This window comes from Tolypothrix bouteillei VB521301, assembly GCF_000760695.4.
GTDB lineage: Bacteria > Cyanobacteriota > Cyanobacteriia > Cyanobacteriales > Nostocaceae > Scytonema > Scytonema bouteillei_A.
This window is the reverse complement of record NZ_JHEG04000001.1, coordinates 3,458,447-3,478,750: the sequence shown is the minus strand read 5'-3', so window position 1 is coordinate 3,478,750 and position 20,304 is coordinate 3,458,447. Positions and strand designations below refer to the sequence as shown.

13 protein-coding genes are annotated in these 20,304 nt (G+C 41.6%); 8 read left to right on the top strand and 5 right to left on the bottom strand.

The genetic code is table 11. From position 1 onward, the window contains the following. Window positions 1–125: 125 nt before the first annotated feature. A complete protein-coding gene (locus HC643_RS13835; RefSeq protein WP_038081438.1) occupies window positions 126–4,697 on the bottom strand; it encodes a Calx-beta domain-containing protein in 4,572 nt (1,523 codons plus the stop codon). Window positions 4,698–5,895: 1,198 nt separating this feature from the next. Between HC643_RS13835 and kdpA the strand changes: the two genes are divergently transcribed. The 7 genes from kdpA to HC643_RS13795 all read left to right on the top strand — a co-directional run bounded on the left by kdpA (window position 5,896) and on the right by HC643_RS13795 (window position 15,974). Then, window positions 5,896–7,596 carry a potassium-transporting ATPase subunit KdpA gene (gene kdpA / locus HC643_RS13830; protein WP_038081436.1) on the top strand — a complete coding sequence of 567 codons (1,701 nt, stop codon included), beginning with the start codon at window positions 5,896–5,898 and terminating at the stop codon, window positions 7,594–7,596. Window positions 7,597–7,725: 129 nt separating this feature from the next. Further along, a complete protein-coding gene (gene kdpB, locus HC643_RS13825) occupies window positions 7,726–9,816 on the top strand; it encodes a potassium-transporting ATPase subunit KdpB (RefSeq protein WP_038081435.1) in 2,091 nt (696 codons plus the stop codon). A gap of 127 nt (window positions 9,817–9,943) precedes the next feature. Beyond that, window positions 9,944–10,546 (top strand): K(+)-transporting ATPase subunit C, encoded by a 603-nt coding sequence (kdpC, locus tag HC643_RS13820; protein ID WP_038081433.1) that lies wholly within the window; start codon window positions 9,944–9,946, stop codon window positions 10,544–10,546. 350 nt (window positions 10,547–10,896) lie between these two features. Next, window positions 10,897–12,063: a universal stress protein gene (locus HC643_RS13815; RefSeq protein ID WP_038073900.1), complete on the top strand. Its 1,167-nt coding sequence runs from the start codon at window positions 10,897–10,899 to the stop codon at window positions 12,061–12,063. A gap of 81 nt (window positions 12,064–12,144) precedes the next feature. After that, on the top strand, window positions 12,145–13,305 hold the full coding sequence (locus tag HC643_RS13810) for an anhydro-N-acetylmuramic acid kinase (RefSeq protein WP_038073898.1): 1,161 nt from the start codon (window positions 12,145–12,147) through the stop codon (window positions 13,303–13,305). A gap of 385 nt (window positions 13,306–13,690) precedes the next feature. Further along, window positions 13,691–14,140, top strand: coding sequence for a hypothetical protein (locus HC643_RS13800; protein ID WP_038073896.1), 450 nt, complete (start codon window positions 13,691–13,693; stop codon window positions 14,138–14,140). Window positions 14,141–14,387: 247 nt separating this feature from the next. Continuing rightward, window positions 14,388–15,974 (top strand): serine/threonine protein kinase, encoded by a 1,587-nt coding sequence (locus tag HC643_RS13795; protein ID WP_038073895.1) that lies wholly within the window; start codon window positions 14,388–14,390, stop codon window positions 15,972–15,974. A gap of 445 nt (window positions 15,975–16,419) precedes the next feature. On the opposite strand, the gene HC643_RS13790 is transcribed toward HC643_RS13795, so the two are convergent. The 3 genes from HC643_RS13790 to HC643_RS13780 form a co-directional block, all read right to left on the bottom strand. Further along, window positions 16,420–16,617: an NblA/ycf18 family protein gene (locus HC643_RS13790; protein ID WP_038073892.1), complete on the bottom strand. Its 198-nt coding sequence runs from the start codon at window positions 16,615–16,617 to the stop codon at window positions 16,420–16,422. A 599-nt stretch (window positions 16,618–17,216) separates the two neighbouring features. Further along, on the bottom strand, window positions 17,217–17,942 hold the full coding sequence (locus HC643_RS13785) for a Stp1/IreP family PP2C-type Ser/Thr phosphatase (protein WP_038073890.1): 726 nt from the start codon (window positions 17,940–17,942) through the stop codon (window positions 17,217–17,219). Window positions 17,943–17,958: 16 nt separating this feature from the next. Continuing rightward, window positions 17,959–19,644, bottom strand: a complete 1,686-nt coding sequence (locus tag HC643_RS13780; RefSeq protein ID WP_038073887.1) for an ABC1 kinase family protein — start codon at window positions 19,642–19,644, stop codon at window positions 17,959–17,961. Window positions 19,645–19,684: 40 nt separating this feature from the next. On the opposite strand from HC643_RS13780, the gene HC643_RS13775 reads away from it, so the two are divergent. Continuing rightward, a complete protein-coding gene (locus HC643_RS13775) occupies window positions 19,685–19,828 on the top strand; it encodes a hypothetical protein (RefSeq protein ID WP_153021460.1) in 144 nt (47 codons plus the stop codon). A 17-nt stretch (window positions 19,829–19,845) separates the two neighbouring features. On the opposite strand, the gene HC643_RS13770 is transcribed toward HC643_RS13775, so the two are convergent. Continuing rightward, window positions 19,846–20,181: a DUF6825 family protein gene (locus tag HC643_RS13770; protein WP_038073885.1), complete on the bottom strand. Its 336-nt coding sequence runs from the start codon at window positions 20,179–20,181 to the stop codon at window positions 19,846–19,848. Between the last annotated feature and the right edge of the window lie 123 nt (window positions 20,182–20,304).

The window sequence follows — 20,304 nt, the reverse complement described above, 5'->3', positions numbered from 1 at the left end:
CTGAAATGAATGTATGGATGTTTTGGGCTTTGTCTCCCGGTGACACAATTGAGGCAAAACCTCCAAACATGCCTTCCCAGGCGGAGGGAGCCACCGGAGCGAGGACTTCAGCAACACAGAGAGCGCTAAACTGCTGGAGTGAAAACTGACTCTTGCAGAGTTGCTGCTTGAACACCATTTAGAATTGCCAGAATTTTTTGGTTGGAATTGTCAAAAATAAAGGTGTTGTCAAGGATTTGACGGACGGTCAAAGCAGAATATGTCAAACTTCCAGATAAGCCAATGCCATCCTCTCCTACACGAAAATCGGTGATAGTATCAGTTCCTTCATTAGCAGCCAAAACAAAGGTATCATTTCCCAGACCTCCTGTTAGGTAATCGTTTCCAGCACCGCCCCAAAGTCGGTCCTGACCGTCGTTACCCCAAATCCAGTCATCACCAGACTCACCGTACAGTACATCATCCCCATCCCCACCAAAGATGCGATCGCTACCATTACCACCTTTGATGATATCCTTCAAGTAAGATGTGCTGTTTGCTACACTATTAATTGAGTCACCAAATACAGTATCGTTACCTTCACCAGCATCAATCTCATCGCCTTCCAAGCCACCGATAATTATATCATCACCATCAGCACCAAGAATGCGATCGCTTTCATCAGTTCCTATTAAATAGTTAACATTGGATGTATCCTGAACCAGATTTGGAATACTAATAGTACCGATAGCTTGGTTCTTCTCAATAGAAGCATTTCTGGCATTGCTAAGTTCCACTAAGAATGTTTCTGATTCTTCAAACTCAAAATCGCGATATGCGACAACCTCAATAGTTTTACTAACTTCTCCTGGGTTAAAAATCAGTGGGGTTAAGTCAATACTCTTGTAATCACTCCCAGCTTTAGCTGTTCCATCAGTCGTTTTGTAGTTTACCGTAACTTGCTCATAACTTTCCTGAGACAAACTAACTGTTATCAATGCAGTTTTACCTTCTTTGATAGTGAAATCCTCAATCTTAATCCTGGGTTTAGAATCATTATCAGTAATAGAGACAATCGCTTCTGCTTGACTAATTTGGGAACTTTCTGGGGGTGCTTTTAGATTGGGGTTTTTCAGCGTGAGGACGAGATCTTCTTGATTTTCAAAATCGCTGTCATCAACAATATTTAGCGTTATACTCTTTGTTGTTTCTCCTGGTGCAAAGCTTAAAGTTCCACTTGGGGTAATTGGAGTTCCAGCAAATAGTACGTTGTTGTAATCCTTATTAAAAACTGCTATTCCACTAAAAGCATAATCGACAGTACTTCCTATTCCAATACCCCCACTGCGAGTCACATCAAAAGTCAGTTGTGGGTTCCCATTTTCTGTAACTTTAGTGGTTGTTGTAAAAAGACTATAGGAAATAGGGTCATTTGCCGCAATTGTTAGCGCCACACTGCTCTTACTTGGATCGACTTTATATTGATTATCGGAAGCTAAAGTAAATTGTACGGTTTCTTCTAACTCAGGAATGGTATCATCAATAGCCGTGAAGTTAACATCAACAAAACTTTGTCCTTTCGGAATTACCACTGATAATCCATTAGTAGAAAGAGAGTAATCTTGTTGATTGGCAGTTCCGGTAGCAACAAGCTTGACTGTTAGATCGCCAAGAATACTATTGCGAGTGATGCGGAATGAACTCTGGTTCGATCCTGTTTCACTTACATTGCTTTGTAAAGTTGCGATTTGAACGGTTAAAATATCGTTATCATTATTAATGAGGGTGATATCTTCAGGATTGATATTGTTGTAATTTGGATCGGTACTTATAGTTGGTTCTAAAACTATTTTGTAGTCAGTATTACCGTCTACCATACTATCATCTTGCCCGGTAATAGTGACAATTTGTGGAATATTCCAGTTATTAGGAGTGAAGGTCAAAGAGTTTGTAGAAAGCTGTCCTTCTTGTAAATTAGAACTATTTAATTTGATAGTGACATCAGCAGTTGGAATTGTCCTTAATTTTACAGTAAAAGATGTTGTACTGCCTCCTTCTGTTGTTGTCAAATTAGGATCTAAATTAACGATGACTTCAGGTGGAATATAAAAAGAATTAGCAGCTTTTGGAGTTCCATAAACAGGATTGCCATTAGCATCAGTCCCATTACGCTTTACACCATTATTATTGTGCCAATTACTATCAGTATCAGCTTGTTTAGAATTAATACGTTCCATGCTAATACCGACATTGGGAGAACTCGTTGCATAAACTCCTGCTGGCCATACATCGCCCGAGCCATTAGCAGTATCGATCTCAACGTTATCTGGTGTTTTAAGAGTTAGCGATTCTCCGTCATTGCTTAACGTTCCTGTAAAGATGAGATCGGCAGAAATATCTTTTATAGTCTCATCATTACCACCTTCAAGTAAGAAATATTGACCGCCTTTAATGACAGTTCCTGTAGGAATAGTAATATTCAAACCGCCACTGCTGGATTTGAGCGTCCAACCGCCTAAATCAATATCTCGACTTGTGGTGTTGTACAATTCGATCCATTCAGCGTTACTATCAGCACTAGTTCCCATCCAAGCAACTTCATTAATCACAACATCTCTAGCAGCAATGTTGCTATTAACAGTAATCTTGAAAAATTGAGTTGTTGAAGTATCTATCCCGCCCTTATCTGTACCTCCATTATCTTGAACGGTCACACCAATAATGGCAGTACCCGTTTTACCTAAACTGGCTGCAGGAGTATAAGTAAGTTTACCCGTCGTATCAATCGTAGGAGCAACTGCAAATATAACAGAATTGCTGTTGCTCACGATGTTATATGCAACAAGGCTCTGTGTTAATTCATCAGTACCGCCCCCCGGATTAAATCCTGTTGCCCAAGCATCAACTCTTTGCTCTCCCACAGATGCATCTACACTTCGATCTGCTCCAATAATAAAGCTGGGTGCATCGTTGACTGCAGCAACGTTAAATGTCATGGTGTAAGCTGAAGCACTGAAATCTGTGCCATCACCGACTCTAAACTGAAAGTTAGAATAATTATCCCCGTTCCCGTTAGTACCAGGTTTAAACTTTAGGTTACCTAAAGCAGACACTTGTATCGTGTCGCCTTTGGTAATAATAGCTTCGCCAGTATCTTGTTGGTTGTTATTATTCCCATCTAAGAACAACTGACCAAAAGTAGGGAGTTGAGTAATTTGTATTGATTGTAGAGTGTTACTGGTATCAGCATCTTGAAATTTGAAGTCAGCCGCACTAAACGTGTAGGCGTTATCTTCGTTCAAACTGGCAGTATTGTTTTCAGCAGTCGGCGCATCGTTTACAGCAGCCACGTTCACTGTTATCGTGTAAGCTGAAGCGCTCATCTCAGTACCATCACTTACCTTAAACTGGAAACTCGTGTAGCCATCGCCGTTGGCATTACTGGCTGGTTTAAATTTCAGTTTGCTAAGCTCAGCAACTGGTATAGCCTTGTTTGGAGTAACTGCTTCATCCGCATCTTGGTTACCATTATTGTTCTCATCCAAGAACAACTGACCCGCACTGGGAAGTTGGGTAATTTGTACTGCTTGTAGCGAATCATTACTATCAATACTTGTAAATTTAAAGTCAGCGTTGGTAAAAGCGTAAACACTATCTTCGCTAAGATTGATGGTTCCATTGGCAGCAGTTGGAGGATCGTTGACAGGAGTCACATTCAGCGTCATCTTATACGCTGAGGTACTTATGCCTTTGCCATCATTCACCTTAAACTGGAAACTAGCGTAGTTATCACCATTAGCATTCTCAGCAGGTTTGAACTTTAACTTGCCAAAATCGGCAACTTGGATAAGTTGGTTTTGCGCGATCGCTTCGCTAGTGCCTTGGTTACCATCATTGTCATTATCCAAGAACAGCTGACCTTTCGTTGGTAGTACGGTAATAACTACTGATTTCAGTGTATCTCCACTGTCAGGATCGGCAAATTTAAAGTCAGCGGTAGTAAAAGTGTAAGCTGTATCCTCACTAAAGGTAACAACACTGTCTGTAGCAGTTGGAGGATTATTGGGAGTTTGAGAAACAGTGATATTGCCAGAGGGTAAGGAGGTGTCGCTACCAAACTTCCAGTTTGAGGAATTGCTAATAGCCTCTAACCATTCCTGCTTAGTTCCGCTAGAAAATATCCGTAAGTCAAATACTCCAGAAGTTGCTTGGTTCTTGAGAAGCACTGCTGTCTTGTTAATTTCAGACAATCCTGCAACGATGCTACCAGTGGTTGTGCTATTTGCATTCTCAAAAAAATTCGTATTATCAATCTGGTAGATAGATGTGAAATTAGATAGAGGGTTTGTACTGTCGGTTGATTGCACAATTGCAATCTGGTCTCCAGACTCCTTTAAGGAAAGGTCTCCATAATCACCGCCTGCGCCAATTGCGCCTGAGTTAGTCCAAGTGAAATTGGAAGAAGTATCTGTATTGCGAATAACTGTACCAGCTGCAATATCAGAATCGGCGGTAAATCGAATTAAGTTCTCGCCACCAACAGCATTAGTAGAAGTTACACCATTGAAGCCAGTACCCGTCCAACCATTGTTTGTAAAGTAAATGATAGTACCTGCTGGAATGGAAACTAGGTTAACGAATGAGAACAGGTCGGGGTTACCGTTACTTACATAACCTACGATAGCAATATCTCCGGGTTTAAAAGTAGTAGTTGCCACAGATATATCCTTTAATATTTATCTGAAAGGGAATTTTTGGTTGGACTGTTAACTAGCTGTTGTGCAGTTCAACGCATTTCTTGAAGATTAATAAAAGTTATAGTCAAAAATTTCACTTTCAGTCCCAGAAAATATACTAAAGTTGACCATGATGAAAATGACACGCAAATAATTGGGTAATCTCCTTTATTAACCTTTTTCAGACGTTAATAAATTTCTCCAGCCAAGAACGATTGAGTTGTATTAGTATTAATTCATACTAAAATGGGAATATTTCTAGAAAATATTGACAATTTTCCAAGTCATGGTTAGTACAACCTCAACAGTAGTTTGGGGATTTCATACGTTGCAGATTTCTCCATCTCCCGTTAAAAAGCATACTGTATGCATTCTGAGTGATACCTGATATCATGTCCTGCTGTATACCCGTAGTTGGGATAGACTCTGACACAAGGAGACACGGGGACAAGGGAGAAAGTTTTATTATGGGCATTTAGCCGGACTTGATATGAAGGATGAATCCAGCCACTATAGAAATATGGAAAAAGCACTTATAGCGATTACATAATTTTGCGAGTTTGAGGAAAATCTAAACAAAAGTTCAAAACTCTTTATTTATAGCGGTTTTTAGTTGGTTGCAATACATTAATAATGGTCTTGTGGAATGGAGAGCAGCGCTTCATCGAGGGGAACCTCTGTTGAGGCGACTGCGGGGCGTGTCCCTCGTTTTAGGCGGATCAAATACCGACTCTACGAGAACTCTATTGCATTCAAGTGAGCGATCGCTATAAACGGGGTCACTCACTGTAAAAATCCTGAATATAAATTGGGTCAAGCGTCAAAACATCTCGCATGCACGCAGTCATCTTTATAAGGAGGATTCAGGGGAGCCAATCCGATCTGTGTATACAGGGTTGCCAAAAAAAGGGAGCTATACGTAAGTCTTACAAGTAAAAAAATTAGGATGTAAAATTATCTAGGAAATTCATGCAGTCAAAATTTATATTGTGCGATCGCACTGTATTAGTCGAACAGAAAATGCTTCAGGCAGTGTGCGTGTCATGAATTCTTCCAAGTATTTAGTAGAAGCTGTCGTGCGACTCAATGAAGCACTTCAGTAAAAAAGGATAAAGGATAAAAGCATTCAATTCTGAGTGATTTATTTAGATAGGTACACATAATAATTGCGACTCAATATATGGGACAAGGACTTTTGCAAATAGGAGTGACACTCTGTATCATAATAGCGATCGCACCGCGATTCGGTAGATACATAGCCCGTGTCTTTATGGGAGAAAAAATGCTACTCGATCCCGTCATGAATCCCTTAGAACGAATTATATATTTATTAGCAGGGATATCCAGACAAGAGACTATGACGGGTTGGCAGTATATCAGAGCGTTGCTGTACAGTAACCTTTTTATGGGAATTGTAGTCTGTTTTTTCCTTGCTCTTCAGAAATTTTTACCGTGGAATCCTACAAAATTAGCTGCTCCTAAATGGGACATTATCCTACACACAACTATTTCATTTTTAACCAATACAGACCAGCAACATTACTCAGGAGAAACCACTCTCAGTTACTTCAGTCAAACAGCCGCTTTGGGTTTTTTAATGTTTACCTCAGCCGCTACGGGATTAGCAGTAGGAATTGCTTTTATACGAGGTCTGACAGGGAAACCACTAGGAAATTTCTACGTCGATCTCACGCGTTCTATCACGCGTATATTGCTACCAATCTCAATAGTGGGAGCGATCGTATTACTAGCTTTAGGCGTACCGCAAACAATGAATGGACCTTTAGAATTAACAACTTTAGATGGAGGTATACAGTATCTTGCTAGAGGACCGGTAGCGTCTTTTGAGATCGTCAAACAGTTGGGAGAAAACGGTGGCGGTTTTTTTAGTGCAAACTCAGCACACCCGTATGAGAATCCAAGCAGTGTTACCAATCTCATAGAAACCCTTGCCATGCTGAGCATTCCATCTGGACTGATTTTTACTTACGGATTGTTTGCAAATAATACCAAACAAGCGTGGCGGTTATTCTGGATGGTCTTTGTTATTTATGTTGTCTTGATTGGTATAACAGCCATTGGCGAATATCAAGGCAATCCCACAGTCAGCGAAGCATTAGCATTGGAAGCACAGCCCAATTTAGAAGGAAAAGAGATTAGATTTGGGTGGGCGCAAACAGCGCTATGGGCAATTACGACAACAGGAACTATGTGTGGTGCTGTCAACGGGACGCACGATTCCCTAATGCCACCGGGAATTTTTTCCACAATGCTCAGCTTGTTTTTACAAATAGTCTGGGGCGGTCAGGGAACCGGAACAGCATACCTATTCATTTTCTTGATTCTCGCTGTGTTCCTAACTGGGCTAATGGTAGGACGGACACCAGAATTTTTAGGGCGCAAAATAGAAAAGCGAGAAATCATTCTCAGTAGCGTAGTCCTGCTGATTCACCCAATTGCAGTGTTGATCCCCAGTGCTATTGCCTTGGGATTTCCTACATCTTTAGGCTTTCAAGTTCCCCCACCAGGATATACGGGCATCCCTGAATTTCACAATATTTCACGAGTTGTTTATGAATATGCTTCAGCCAGTGCCAATAATGGTTCGGGCTTAGAAGGGTTGGGCGATAGTACTTTATGGTGGAACTTAAGCACGTGCGTGAGCTTGTTAATGGGGCGTTATGTGCCAATTATCGCTATTCTACTGCTAGCCGATAGTATGACACGCAAACAAGCAGTGCCAGAAACGCCAGGAACTCTCAGAACAGATACCACCCTATTTACAACAGTGACCGCAGGAGTCATTTTAATTTTGGGGGTACTGACATTTTTCCCCGTTTTAGCTTTAGGACCTATAGCTGAAGGGCTTAATCTTAAATAATTTTGTTAGTGGTTAATTGTTAGTAGTTAGTTGTATTTCCACCAACTACTGTACGGGTGCAACGCCTTGCTCCCACTAACAATTACCAACCACCAACCACTCACCAGCAACTACTCACCACTCACCATTATGGACTCAACACCCAGACCACCGTATTCTCGTAGAAGTGAACGTCGCCACCCACGTAAAAAATCAAAGGTTCGCACAAAAGGAATTTACCTCAGGTCTATAAAAGATGCTTTTGTCAAGCTAAATCCCAAATACGCAATTAAAAACCCAGTCATGTTTTTGGTTTGGGTTGGAACCCTCATTACTTTATTGGTGACTGTCGATCCTTACCTGTTTGGTCCTGTTACAGGCAATAACTTGCGTCTTTTTAACGGATTGGTAACAGGTATTTTATTCTTTACTGTTTTATTTGCTAACTTTGCTGAAGCAGTTGCTGAAGGGCGGGGTAAGGCACAAGCGGATGCGCTGCGTTCAACGAAGTCAGAAACAGTTGCTAAAAAACTCGGTGATGATGGAGCGATCGCAGAAGTTTCTTCGACTACCTTAAGAACAGGTGATACGGTTTACGTAGTTGCTGGTGATGTCATCCCTGCTGATGGGGAAGTCATTATGGGTGTTGCTAGTGTTGATGAATCAGCAATTACCGGGGAGTCTGCGCCTGTCCTTAAAGAAACGGGATCGGATGTAGCAAGTTCTGTAACTGGTGGTACGCAGATTATTTCTGATGAACTAATTATCCGAATTACAGCAGAGCCAGGTAAAGGGTTTATTGACCGGATGATTGCTTTGGTGGAAGGCGCTGAAAGAACGAAAACACCCAACGAAATTGCTCTAACGGTACTGCTAGCAGTTTTGACGTTAGTCTTTTTGTTCGTCGTGATGACAATTCCCGCGATCGCGGGATACGTGGGAAACTCCATTAATATTGCCATCTTAGTAGCGCTATTGGTAGCATTGATCCCCACTACTATTGGAGGATTGCTCAGTGCGATCGGGATTGCGGGAATGGATCGAGTTGCCCAGTTTAACGTAATCGCGACTTCCGGAAGGGCGGTAGAAGCATGTGGTGATGTGAGTACCCTAATCCTTGATAAAACAGGTACGATTACTTTGGGTAACCGATTGGCTGAAGAGTTTATCCCCATTAACGGTCATTCCATGGAAGAAATCGCCCATGTTGCTTTAGCAGCGAGCATATTTGACGATACACCTGAAGGCAAATCTATTTTCAGGCTTGCGGAAAGATTGGGAGCAACGATTCATTTTCAACGAGACCAAGCAGAAGCAATAGAGTTTTCCGCAAAAACGCGCATGAGTGGTACAAATTTACCAAATGGGAGTCAAGCCCGTAAAGGTGCAGTTTCTGCGATCAAAGGATTTGTACGTTCCCGTAATGGAAACGGTAATGCAGAACTTGATATAGCCTACGAAAGAGTCTCACAACTGGGGGGAACACCGTTAGCCGTAGCTTTAGATAGCGAAATATATGGTGTGATTTATTTAAAAGACATCATCAAACCCGGTATTCGAGAACGTTTCGACCAGTTGCGGCGAATGGGAGTCCGAACTGTCATGCTCACTGGTGACAACCGCATAACAGCATCTGTCATAGCAAAAGAAGCAGGAGTCGATGACGTTATTGCTGAAGCAACCCCAGAAGACAAAATTGCCGTCATTCAAAAGGAACAAGAAGAGGGGAAACTAGTAGCGATGACGGGTGACGGAACTAATGATGCGCCGGCGCTTGCTCAAGCAAATGTTGGTGTAGCCATGAATACAGGAACTCAAGCAGCAAAAGAAGCTGCCAACATGGTAGATTTAGACTCCGATCCCACAAAGCTAATTGATATTGTGACTATTGGCAAACAACTCCTCATGACACGTGGAGCTTTAACGACATTTTCCATTTCCAATGATATTGCTAAATATTTTGCGATTATCCCAGTTTTATTTACTGCCGCAAATCTACAAAGTTTAAATGTTATGAAACTAACCAGTACAAATTCAGCCGTACTAGCAGCATTGATTTACAACGCTTTGATTATTCCAGCATTGATTCCTTTAGCACTAACAGGTGTAAAGTTTAGACCATTAACAGCTAATCAATTATTACAACGAAATATTTTTGTTTACGGTTTGGGAGGTGTAATTGCACCATTCATTGCAATTAAGTTAATTGATATATTGCTAACTGTAGCAGGAGTGGTATAAGTAGGGACTGAGGGCTAAGGATTGGGGCTAAAGACTAAGATATGTCTACCTCAATACCCAATCCTCATGGTTCCCTTATCCCTAGAGGAGACCCACCTTCCCCTATTTCCAATGATTATTAATTTTTATGTTTATTATTAAAGAAATTACTAAAGCAATTCGTCTTACTTTAATTCTTTGGTTGTTGACTGCGATTGTTTATCCATTAGTCATACTAGCAGTAGGTCAATTTGCCTTTCCTAATGAGGCGAATGGCAGCATTGTGCAGAATATTCAGGGTGAGCAAATTGGTTCAGCTTTAATCGGTCAACAATTTACATCAGAACGATATTTTCGTTCTCGTCCTAGTGCAGTAGAATACAGCCAAGGCAAAGATGCAAAACCAACTGGTATATCTGGGGCTAGCAATTTAGCTCCGGGAAATCCTGCCTTAATTAAGCGAATTTCTGAAGAGATCGCTCAGCTAAAAGATGCAGGTATTCAACCATCCGCTGATTTGATTTATGCTTCTGGTTCTGGTTTAGATCCTCATATTTCAGTCAAAGCAGCACGCGAACAATTGGAAAGAGTTGCTCGCGCCCGCAACCTTCGACCCGATGAAGTTTTGCCTTTTATAAATAGATTTACAGAAGGAAAATTTTTAGGTATTTTTGGCGAGCCTGGGGTGAATGTTTTAAAGTTGAATTATGCTTTAGATTTAGATGAGTTTAACCGTCAGCAAAATAGGTAATTGGCTAATAGCTAATAGCTAATAGCTAATAGCTAATGGCTCATTGTAGAAATTAAAACCCAACAACTACAGCCATCCTTAAGTACGTTACCCCGCCCTAAAGGGTTGGGGCTTGAGCTCAGAGCACGCGTGTTTATGAAAAAATTTCATTACTGTAGGTTAGCCATTGCAAACCAAAAGTTTAATATGGTGGGATGGCACAAAGTCACTCCTTTTTGTGCAAATAATACGCATACAAGGGTAGATTCCCTATGTATATTTTAAAAATTAAGTAAAATAGCTAGAAAAATTAGCCATTAGCAATTAGCCATTAGCAATTAGCCATTAGCAATTAGCCATTAGCAAATATAATGAAAAATGACATTTCCAATCAAAACCAACTATTATCTGCTATTCCTAATGACCTCAGCCCGATAAGGCGAGGTAAACATAAAATTTATATTGGGATGGCTCCGGGAGTTGGTAAAACATACCGGATGTTGGAAGAAGCCCATGCACTCAAACATGAAGGAATTGATGTGGTCATCGGGCTTTTAGAAACTCACGGACGCAAAGAAACGGCACAAAAAGCAGAGAGTTTGGAGATAATCCCCCGTCAAGAAATTCCCCGTGGTGGTTTGGTCTTAACAGAAATGAACACAGATGCGATCGTAGCTAGAGCACCACAATTGGCTTTAGTGGATGAATTAGCACATACTAATGTCCCTGGTTCTATTCGAGAAAAACGCTATCAAGATGTAGAGGTCATTTTAGAAGCAGGTATTGATGTTTATTCTACAATGAATATTCAGCATCTTGAAAGTTTGAATGACTTAGTTGCAAGAATTACTGGTGTAGTGGTTAGAGAACGCGTTCCCGATCGCATTTTAGATGAAGCGGATGAAGTTGTTGCGATTGATGTCACTCCTGAAACTTTACAGGAACGCTTGTTAGAGGGAAAAATCTATGCTCCACAAAAAATTCAACAAGCGCTTGATAATTTTTTCCAACGCCGCAATTTAATTGCTCTGCGAGAATTAGCACTTCGAGAGGTTGCAGATAATATTGAGGAAAATGCTGTAGCTAAAAATCCAAATGGTAATTTTTGTAATATTCATGAAAGGGTATTAGTTTGTGTATCAACTTATCCTAATTCAATCCAATTGTTACGGAGAGGAGCTAGACTATCTAAGTATATGAATGCTCCTCTTTTTTGTTTGTATGTTTCTGAGCCAAATCGCTTTCTTACCAAACAGGAAAGCTTATATGTGGAAACTTGTGAAAAGCTTTGTCAGGAATTTGAAGGCCAATTTATTCGTACCAATAGTTATGATGTGGCTGCGTCAATTGCAGAAGTAGCCAAACAATACCGCATTACTCAAATAGTTATTGGTGCAAGTCAGCGATCGCGCTGGCAACTTCTCTTCAAAGGCTCTCTAACTCACAGACTGTTGCGATTGCTAAAAAATATCGATTTACATATTATTTCCGAAGATAAAAGCAATTCCTCAAAAGCTATGAAGGATAAAAAAGATTGAGAAGAATTATAAATTTTCCCAAATACCCCAATCGCAATGCATCTATAATTCATAATTCATAATTCATAATTCATAATTCAAATGCGTGTAATAGGTTTAATCAGCGGTACATCTGTAGATGGTATAGACGCAGCATTAGTTGATATTTCTGGAACAAATTTAGATATTGAGATTGAGTTAGTTGCTGGCGCAACTTATCCTTACCCAACACATTTGCGAGAACGCATTCTAGCAGTTTGTGCGGGAGAAGCCCTTTCTATGGCAGAGTTAGCAGAATTAGATGATGCCATCTCTTGTGCCTTTGCTCAAGCCGCAAAAAACATTCAATTCGGTCAAGAACAAGCTTCTTTGATTGGTTCTCACGGTCAAACAGTGTATCACAGACCACCTAGAAAAGGAGGGGGAGAACTTTCTACTCCTAACTCCCCTCTTGGTTACAGCATACAACTAGGGCGTGGGGCGCTGATTGCTCATCTTACAGGAATGACAACTGTCAGTAATTTTCGTGCAGCTGATATTGCTGCGGGTGGTCAGGGTGCTCCTTTAGTTCCTCGTGTAGATGCAGCCTTACTCAGCGATTTCGCTGAAAGTCGTTGTGTCCAAAATATTGGTGGTATTGGTAATGTTGCTTATATCCCGCCTCGTCGTGATAGTAATTGGTTGGAAAAACTTCGCGGTTGGGATACAGGTCCGGGAAACAGTCTTTTAGATTTGGCAGTGGAGCATTTATCTTCTGGGACAAAAACCTATGATGAAAATGGTGCTTGGGCTGCAAGTGGTAATCCTTGCCATCCTCTAGTAGAACAATGGCTCACTCAAGACTACTTTCATCTACCCCCGCCCAAATCTACAGGTCGAGAATTATTCGGAGTTTCTTACCTTCAAAATTGCTTGCAAGACGCGGAAGCTTATCAACTCAGCCCTGCTGATATATTGGCAACTCTCACAGAACTGACAGCAGCTTCGATTGTTCATAGTTACCGTTCTTTTCTACCGCAAATGCCGCAAAGAGTACTACTGTGTGGAGGTGGTAGCCGCAATCTCTATTTAAAAAGTCGCATCCAAAATCTGTTAGGCTCAGTACCAGTTATGACAACAGATGATGTAGGCTTGAGTGCTGATTTTAAAGAAGCGATCGCATTTGCCGTATTAGCTTACTGGCGATACATGGGAACTCCTGGAAACCTACCAACGGCTACAGGCGCACCTCAAGAAGTACTTCTAGGAGAAGTTTCCCCATAAATTAAGATGCCACCCTTCCCTGTCGGATCGCAATCATCACATTTTTCGACTATTTTTTTGTAGTCCAGAAAGGTTGTATCACCTACAGCTAAAACTACTGGTATGCCCGCGATCGCAAACACATTGTCATGAAGCGAGAAAATCAAGATGGTACAGAAACACCACTAGTCACGCCCAATCAATCGCGAATTAAAAGTGGCACACCGAGAGCTATCTGTACTTAGGTTAGTATTTCGAGAGAAGAGTTCCCGAAAGCCTACGATCGAACCTAAATTATGGCAAAGCGTAGAACAATAAGAATAGCTATACTGTACTTAATCTGCCAGACATCCTATGTTTCAAGACCAGTCTAGGCGGTGCTCGAGCAAAGTAAGGAACATACAAGGTGCCACACACTTTTTTACTAGAACCGGGGCGCTGGATTCTACAAGGAACCTGGCTGGAACGTAATGGTATGCCAATTAGCGTCAAAGGTTTGACCTTGGTTGCTTGGAATCGAGATAATTGGTTTACGATGGCAACAAAGTTAATGTTTCCCGGTACCGAACACTCAGAAATTGCCTTACAGTATAGAGGACGTTTGGATCGCGCAGAACGGCAGTATAATTTTTTACTTCAACATAATGTATTGGGACAAGTAGAAGGGGAAGGCTGGATTGGTTTAGAAACAATTGTCCAGAGGTATTGGGTGTTGAGCGATCGCCAACGTCGCAGTGGTTTTGAAACCTTACATCGAGTTTCTGATAATACTTACTATTTAACAAGTGGTATATTAGCAGGTCATTTTTTAACCAGTACTATGGAAGCTAGCTTAGAAAGGCAAAGTCCTGGATAGTGATGAGCAAATAGCAGTTAGTGGTTAGTAGTGCTAGTAACCACTAACAATGTTATTTCAGGGGTAAAAATTGGGAAAGATAAATAGTAACTCAAAAAAATAACTACAGTACTGGGTGCTAAAAAAAGACTGGGCGTATTGATCGGTCTGATTAGCTTACTCCAGACACATACTCCTCTTGAATTTCTGGAGGCGTGTATAAAGCAGAAATTTCCCAAGATTATTTGATATTGGAGTCGAATTTTTTATGTCAGACCCCAACACTGGTCGCTTACTCAGCAAACGCTACGAGCTTCAGGACATCATCGGTACCGGAGCAATGGGTAGAGTTTATCGTGCTAAGGACATTTTGTTGGGTGGTGTCCCTGTTGCTGTTAAATTTCTTGCCCTGTCAATTCAAAACCAAAAAATGCGCGTGCAGGAACGCTTTGAAAGAGAAGCAAAAACCTGTGCTCTACTAGGTCAAAAAAGTATCCACATTGTCCGAGTGATGGACTATGGCGTAGATGAGAGCGGTACTCCGTTCTATGTTATGGAATACTTACAAGGAACAAACCTCAGTCACATCATCCGCAAGCAACAGTTGTCTTTACCAAGGTTTTTCAGCATTGTACGCCAAATTTGCTTGGGTTTACATTGCGCCCATAGCGGTATCCCAGTTGATGGCAAAATTTGTCCGATCATTCACCGCGATATTAAGCCAAGCAATATGCTAGTTATCCAAGATGCTAGTTTTGGCGAGCTTGTAAAAGTATTGGATTTTGGTATTGCCAAACTACTCATGTCTGATGCTAATTATACTAATTATTATTTAGGGACTTTGGCTTATTCTTCACCCGAACAAATGGATGGCAAGGAATTAGACAACCGTTCTGATATCTATAGTTTGGGGGTGATGATGTATGAAATGCTAACTGGTAAATTGCCGTTTGTTGCTGTCAGCCATTCCTTTGGAGCTTGGTATAAATTACATCACCAACAAATTCCGCGTCCTCTGTCAGAGGTGGTACCCGCACGACAAGTACCTTTTGAGGTGGAAGATTTGGTCTTGAGTTGTTTGGCTAAATCACCAAGTTCCCGTCCTCAAAATATTGATGAAATTCTTAAAGTTTTAGTCTCGTTAGAACAAAGCTACGGCATTCGCAAACCCATCCCACAGCTAGTTCCACAAGCAGAAAGCGATGTTCTTTCCAATACACTTTCTCCTAACGCCGGTGTAGTAAAAACAGGCTCAGAGCAAAGGACTCCAATCCTTCTGCCCTCAATGCTAACTGATGAAATTGCACAACAAGCTTCATGGCCTGCGAATAAACCTATTGCTGATATTGTTTTTCCAAAGCTCATTCGGAGCCCTGAGGGAGAAGTCATTCCTGCTTTATGGGTGATGCTACCACAACAAGAAATTTTGAAGCGTTTGGTCTGTACCCGTTACAATCAATTTCTTTTTATTACAGCTCCTCACCCCATGTTGTTATGGATTACTCTGATATACAATCGCAAGCACGGTCCTAAGTGGTTGCCGTATTACTTAGACCTAAAAACTACTTTTGGACAGGAAGTGAGTCACTTACTCGGACAAACAGGTTCATACCGCTTGTTATTCTTTTCTCGAGAAGCACCAAACCGCTGTGCTCACGTTCTACTTTCTAGCATTGCATCTGCCCAACGCTATCGATTGCAAGATTGGGTCAAGATTAGCGGAACCCTAATATCTACTGCCGACCCGCAGGTTAGTAAAAGTTTGCTAAAAGTTGAGTACGAAAAGATAAAATCCCAAATTTTGGCAAAAATACAGGCGATCGATACAGATTCACCGTTTGACCTTTCAGGTTGAGAGAAATATACTTGGTTATTCGTATAAGTTCTACAGCAATCTTGATGGTTTATATTACAAATTGTTAAAAACCTCTATACAAGATGCTGCAGAAAGTTATAAGAAATATAAATAGATAAGTTACCGGGTGTAAAACTTGGATAGACTAGAGGCTGTGCGAACAGTGGTGGATGCTTGGTGTGCCGATTGGGGTAATCCAATTGGATAAAATTGTCGCCTTAGCCTCTCATACTGAAATCTAGTAAATGCTTTGTACAGCTATTGAGTCCTTAAGAGGATACTCCTGCTTTTAACAAGCAGATAGGTATTTATGGGGCAAATGACCCGTTATAAAAGCTCTCGTAGTTTTGGGTTTAGCTTCGGAGTTGACGCCCCTGCATCCCCAGCTCCTTTCCTCCTTGGAACAGAGCAAGAGAAGGAGGTCGCCCACTGCGACATCACAAATCTATGCCCAAGTGGAACCAGAGTCTAGTCCCCATTGGTGCTTGAGGAGCTCTTTATAAGTAGCTTCACGGACAACCATTTGCTCGTAAAGCTTGACCAAAAAATCCTTTGCTTGGTCGTGGCTCATGTTTTGAACTTGGCTGGCAAAAGAATGAATGCTGAATTGTTGTTCTAAACTCAATTCGATTGGCTGGTTCATAAGTTATCTCCTAAGAGGATAAGTAAAGTTGAAAGAGTCAAGCAAACCAGAGGTGTGCTGGTACTGACTCTAATTAGCCATACAATTGTTCTTCTTACATATTACGAAAGATAACAACTGTTTGACGGAATTGCCCACACCCTAATGGATAATTTTTCGCTTTGAGCATCTTGCGGCTCACTCTACTGATATACACCTCAAGTCCGTTAAAGCGGATTTCGGGTGGCTGATATTAGTTGGGACAAAAACCAACTCTCATAAAGTCCAAGGGCAAAAGAACTCGATCGCTGAGCTTTGTCTTCCTTTGGTGCCTCTCGCATCTCCTGTCTGCCAACAAGAAATGCGAGAGCTTGTAAATCAGAATTATATGCGCCATACCTTATTAGGTGCAAGATGTCAATTACACTGAAACATCTTAAATAAAGCCTCCGAAGTCGATAACTACGGAGGCTTAAGAATATATGTATCAAGTTGTAAACCAGAAAAATGCTCAAGCTGAACATAATTAGGGTTTGGGAACAAGGAAGACAGGGAGGGAATAAGGAAGACAGGGGAGACAAAGAAGACAGGGGAGAAGAATAAATCTTCTCAATTCCCAATCACTCAACCGTTACAATCACAACGGTTATATTATCGTGTCCGCCATGCTCTTTAGCTGATTCAATGAGGGAGTACGCTGCTTTATCTACTGCAGGATTTTCTTCAAGGAAAGAACTAATAGTTTGATCGGCTAGTTCTTCTGTGAGCCCATCACTGCATAAAAGCAGACGATCCCCTGCTTTAATATCAACTTGCTTGATATCAACTTGGTGTAAATCTTCACGCCCCAAACAGCGAGATAACACGTGACGGAAGGGATGAATACGAGCTTCTTCTGAGGTGATATCGCCCATTTTCAGAGCACGTGCTACCCAGGTGTGGTCTTCGGTGATTTGTTCCAATTGAGAGCTACGGAAACGGTAAAGCCGAGAATCACCAACATGAGCGCACCAAGGTAACTCGGGATCGCGAAACATGATGGCTACAACGGTTGTTCCCATATCAGCCCGTTCGGGGTGATGTTGCTGGTCGAGCAAAATAGCTTCATTTGCTTTTAATAAAGCTTCTTCTAGTAATTGTTCGGAAGATTTGGGAGCTTTCCAATTTTCTGTTAAATACGTTTGAATTTCTTGTGTAGCAATGCGGCTTGCTTGCTCGCCTCCAGCATGACCGCCCATACCATCAGCGACTATAAAAAAGCGGTCTTCTGGGTCAATGTAGTAAGCATCTTGGTTATTAGAACGAATAAGTCCTGGGTCACTTTTCCCAGTAGAGTTAATTTTCATATAGTTTCTACAAAATTTAATACATACGGTCATAGCGGTCGAGACGCATGAGCAGTCGAATCAACAGCCACGAAACAGCAGCTGCGATTAAACCAGCAAGCGCAGCCAACCATATATAGTCTTTCAACAATAAAATAGCAGCTGAAAGGGTAAAACCACTCACAATAACAGCATAAGTCATTCCCAGTTGAACATTTGTTTGTCGGCGCAGCAATCTCTCGGTTTCTAAAGACCGAACTCGCAGCCGCATATCACCTCGTTCTAGTTTTTCTAGTGTATCTTCGAGCCTGCGCGGTAACCCTAGAGCCGTACTGCTAACTTGAACTGCTTGACGGCTCAATTCATTGAGAAAGCTATTGCCTTCTGTACCATTCATATCGGTCATAAGCTGCATTGCATATGGTTTTGCTACTTCCATAAAGTTAAATTCAGGATCTAACCCCTTACCTACACCTTCGAGAGTTGAGAAAGCTCGCATGACAAAAGTAAAGGTAGCAGGAAATCTAAATGGCTGATTATATGCTATTTCGTACAAATCGTCACTAATAGCAGCCACAGACTGATTTTCAAAAGGCTTATCCATAAAATTGTCCAGCATATACTGAACGGAGCGCCGCACCGGACCCATATCATCTACGGGAGCAAGCGCACCCAAATCTATCAGAGATTTCACAACGCGATTGCCATCTTTTGAAGCAATTCCAAACAGCGTTTCCATGAGCCCTTCACGTATATTACTTTTTATACGTCCCATCATCCCAAAATCATAGAAAATGAGAGCACCCATCGGGCTAACAGCAATATTGCCGGGGTGAGGATCTGCATGGAAGAACCCATTGTTTAGCAGTTGATGTAGATAAGCTTCAGCACCGTGACGGGCAATTTCTTTCCTATCTAAACCAGCCGCCTCTATTGCTTCATACTGGCTAATTTTAATCCCCGGAAGATATTCTAAAGTCACAACACGAGACGAAGTATAACGCCAGTAAACTCGCGGTACTTTCACCCAATCAATATCACGAAAATTGCGACGGAAAGTATCGGCGTTGCGACCTTCATTGAGATAATCAATTTCTTCCCAAAGAATGCGACAGCACTCCTCATAAATCCCCATCCAATCGCGACCCCGCCCCCATTCAGGGTGGTTTTGAAAATAACGTGCGATTCCCTTGAGAATTTGTAAATCTATTTCAAATAACTTCTTAAGACCCGGTCGTTGCACTTTAACAACAACTGCTTCCCCCGAATGCAGGGTAGCTTTATGAACTTGACCCAAGCTAGCAGCCGCCAGAGGAATTGGTTCAAAACTCTGAAAGAGGTCGGGAATTTTCTTACCCATCTCTTGCTCGATAATCGCTTCTACCTGTTCGTAGCTAAAAGCGGGAACTCTGTCTTGTAACTTAGACAGTTCTTCGACATATTCAACAGGAAATATATCAGAACGAGTAGAAAAAAGTTGTCCAACCTTAATAAAAGTTGGTCCCAAATCCAACAGAGTATTGCGAATCCATATTGCTTGAGCCTTTCGTCTTGCAGTTTTCTTAGCTTCCGTCACACCCCCTGGATAACTCCAAGACTTGTTGTAACGCCAAAGCTTGAACATCAAAGTCAAGACAAAAGACCAAATATCCACAAAGCGCCGTCTGCGAGAGTAATTTTCCCGATTCCAACGGTATGCCTTATCCGAATAACCTTTTTCCATATGCTTTGCTTACCGCTGGTTTTGACCCCTTCCTTGTCGTTTGGTTATTAGCAATCAGTCATTAGCCATCAGCCATCAGCCATCAGCCATCAGCCACCAGCCATTAGCCACCAGCCATCAGCCACCAGCCACCAGCTATCAGCCACCAGCCATTAGCCATCAGCCATTAGCCATTAGCCATTAGCCATTAGCCATCAGCCATTAGCCATTAGCATTACTTTGATTCCGAAACCGATGCAACTCAGTACGAAGTGTGGCAATTTCTGCTCGCAAATCGTCGATACTGGCTTGTGTGTCAACAGGTCCCGAACTAGTTTCAGAGTGAACTGAAGAAGTTGAAGCAGAACCAGCCGCTTCAGAAGCCCGGTTTGCCCGTTCTATGACTTCTTCTGTAAACTCGCGCATTTGCTCTCTGAGTTCAGCATCCCATTTACCGACTTCGCTTAAAGCATCGGTAACAGCGAACTCCAACTTTTCGCTGAGGACTTCAGCAACTGCTCTTCCAACAAAAAAAGCTTGCACTAAGGGGTTAGTCATAAATTTTTGTTACGCTCGTCCGCTAAAAAATTATAACTTGCTCGCTTACCCTGGTGCTTCTGCTTAAGTACTGGACTTTTGATAGAAACCAGCACCTCAAGAAAACAAAGGTTATAAAAGGTA

What these genes read in the sequence shown, in the direction of transcription:
- HC643_RS13780 (WP_038073887.1), bottom strand. Translation starts at nt 19,644, where the DNA reads ATGGAAAAAGGTTATTCGGATAAGGCATACCGTTGGAATCGGGAAAAT.
- HC643_RS13785 (WP_038073890.1), bottom strand. Translation starts at nt 17,942, where the DNA reads ATGAAAATTAACTCTACTGGGAAAAGTGACCCAGGACTTATTCGTTCT.
- kdpA (WP_038081436.1), top strand. Translation starts at nt 5,896, where the DNA reads ATGGGACAAGGACTTTTGCAAATAGGAGTGACACTCTGTATCATAATA.
- kdpC (WP_038081433.1), top strand. Translation starts at nt 9,944, where the DNA reads ATGTTTATTATTAAAGAAATTACTAAAGCAATTCGTCTTACTTTAATT.
- kdpB (WP_038081435.1), top strand. Translation starts at nt 7,726, where the DNA reads ATGGACTCAACACCCAGACCACCGTATTCTCGTAGAAGTGAACGTCGC.
- HC643_RS13815 (WP_038073900.1), top strand. Translation starts at nt 10,897, where the DNA reads ATGAAAAATGACATTTCCAATCAAAACCAACTATTATCTGCTATTCCT.
- HC643_RS13810 (WP_038073898.1), top strand. Translation starts at nt 12,145, where the DNA reads ATGCGTGTAATAGGTTTAATCAGCGGTACATCTGTAGATGGTATAGAC.
- HC643_RS13770 (WP_038073885.1), bottom strand. Translation starts at nt 20,181, where the DNA reads ATGACTAACCCCTTAGTGCAAGCTTTTTTTGTTGGAAGAGCAGTTGCT.
- HC643_RS13795 (WP_038073895.1), top strand. Translation starts at nt 14,388, where the DNA reads ATGTCAGACCCCAACACTGGTCGCTTACTCAGCAAACGCTACGAGCTT.
- HC643_RS13790 (WP_038073892.1), bottom strand. Translation starts at nt 16,617, where the DNA reads ATGAACCAGCCAATCGAATTGAGTTTAGAACAACAATTCAGCATTCAT.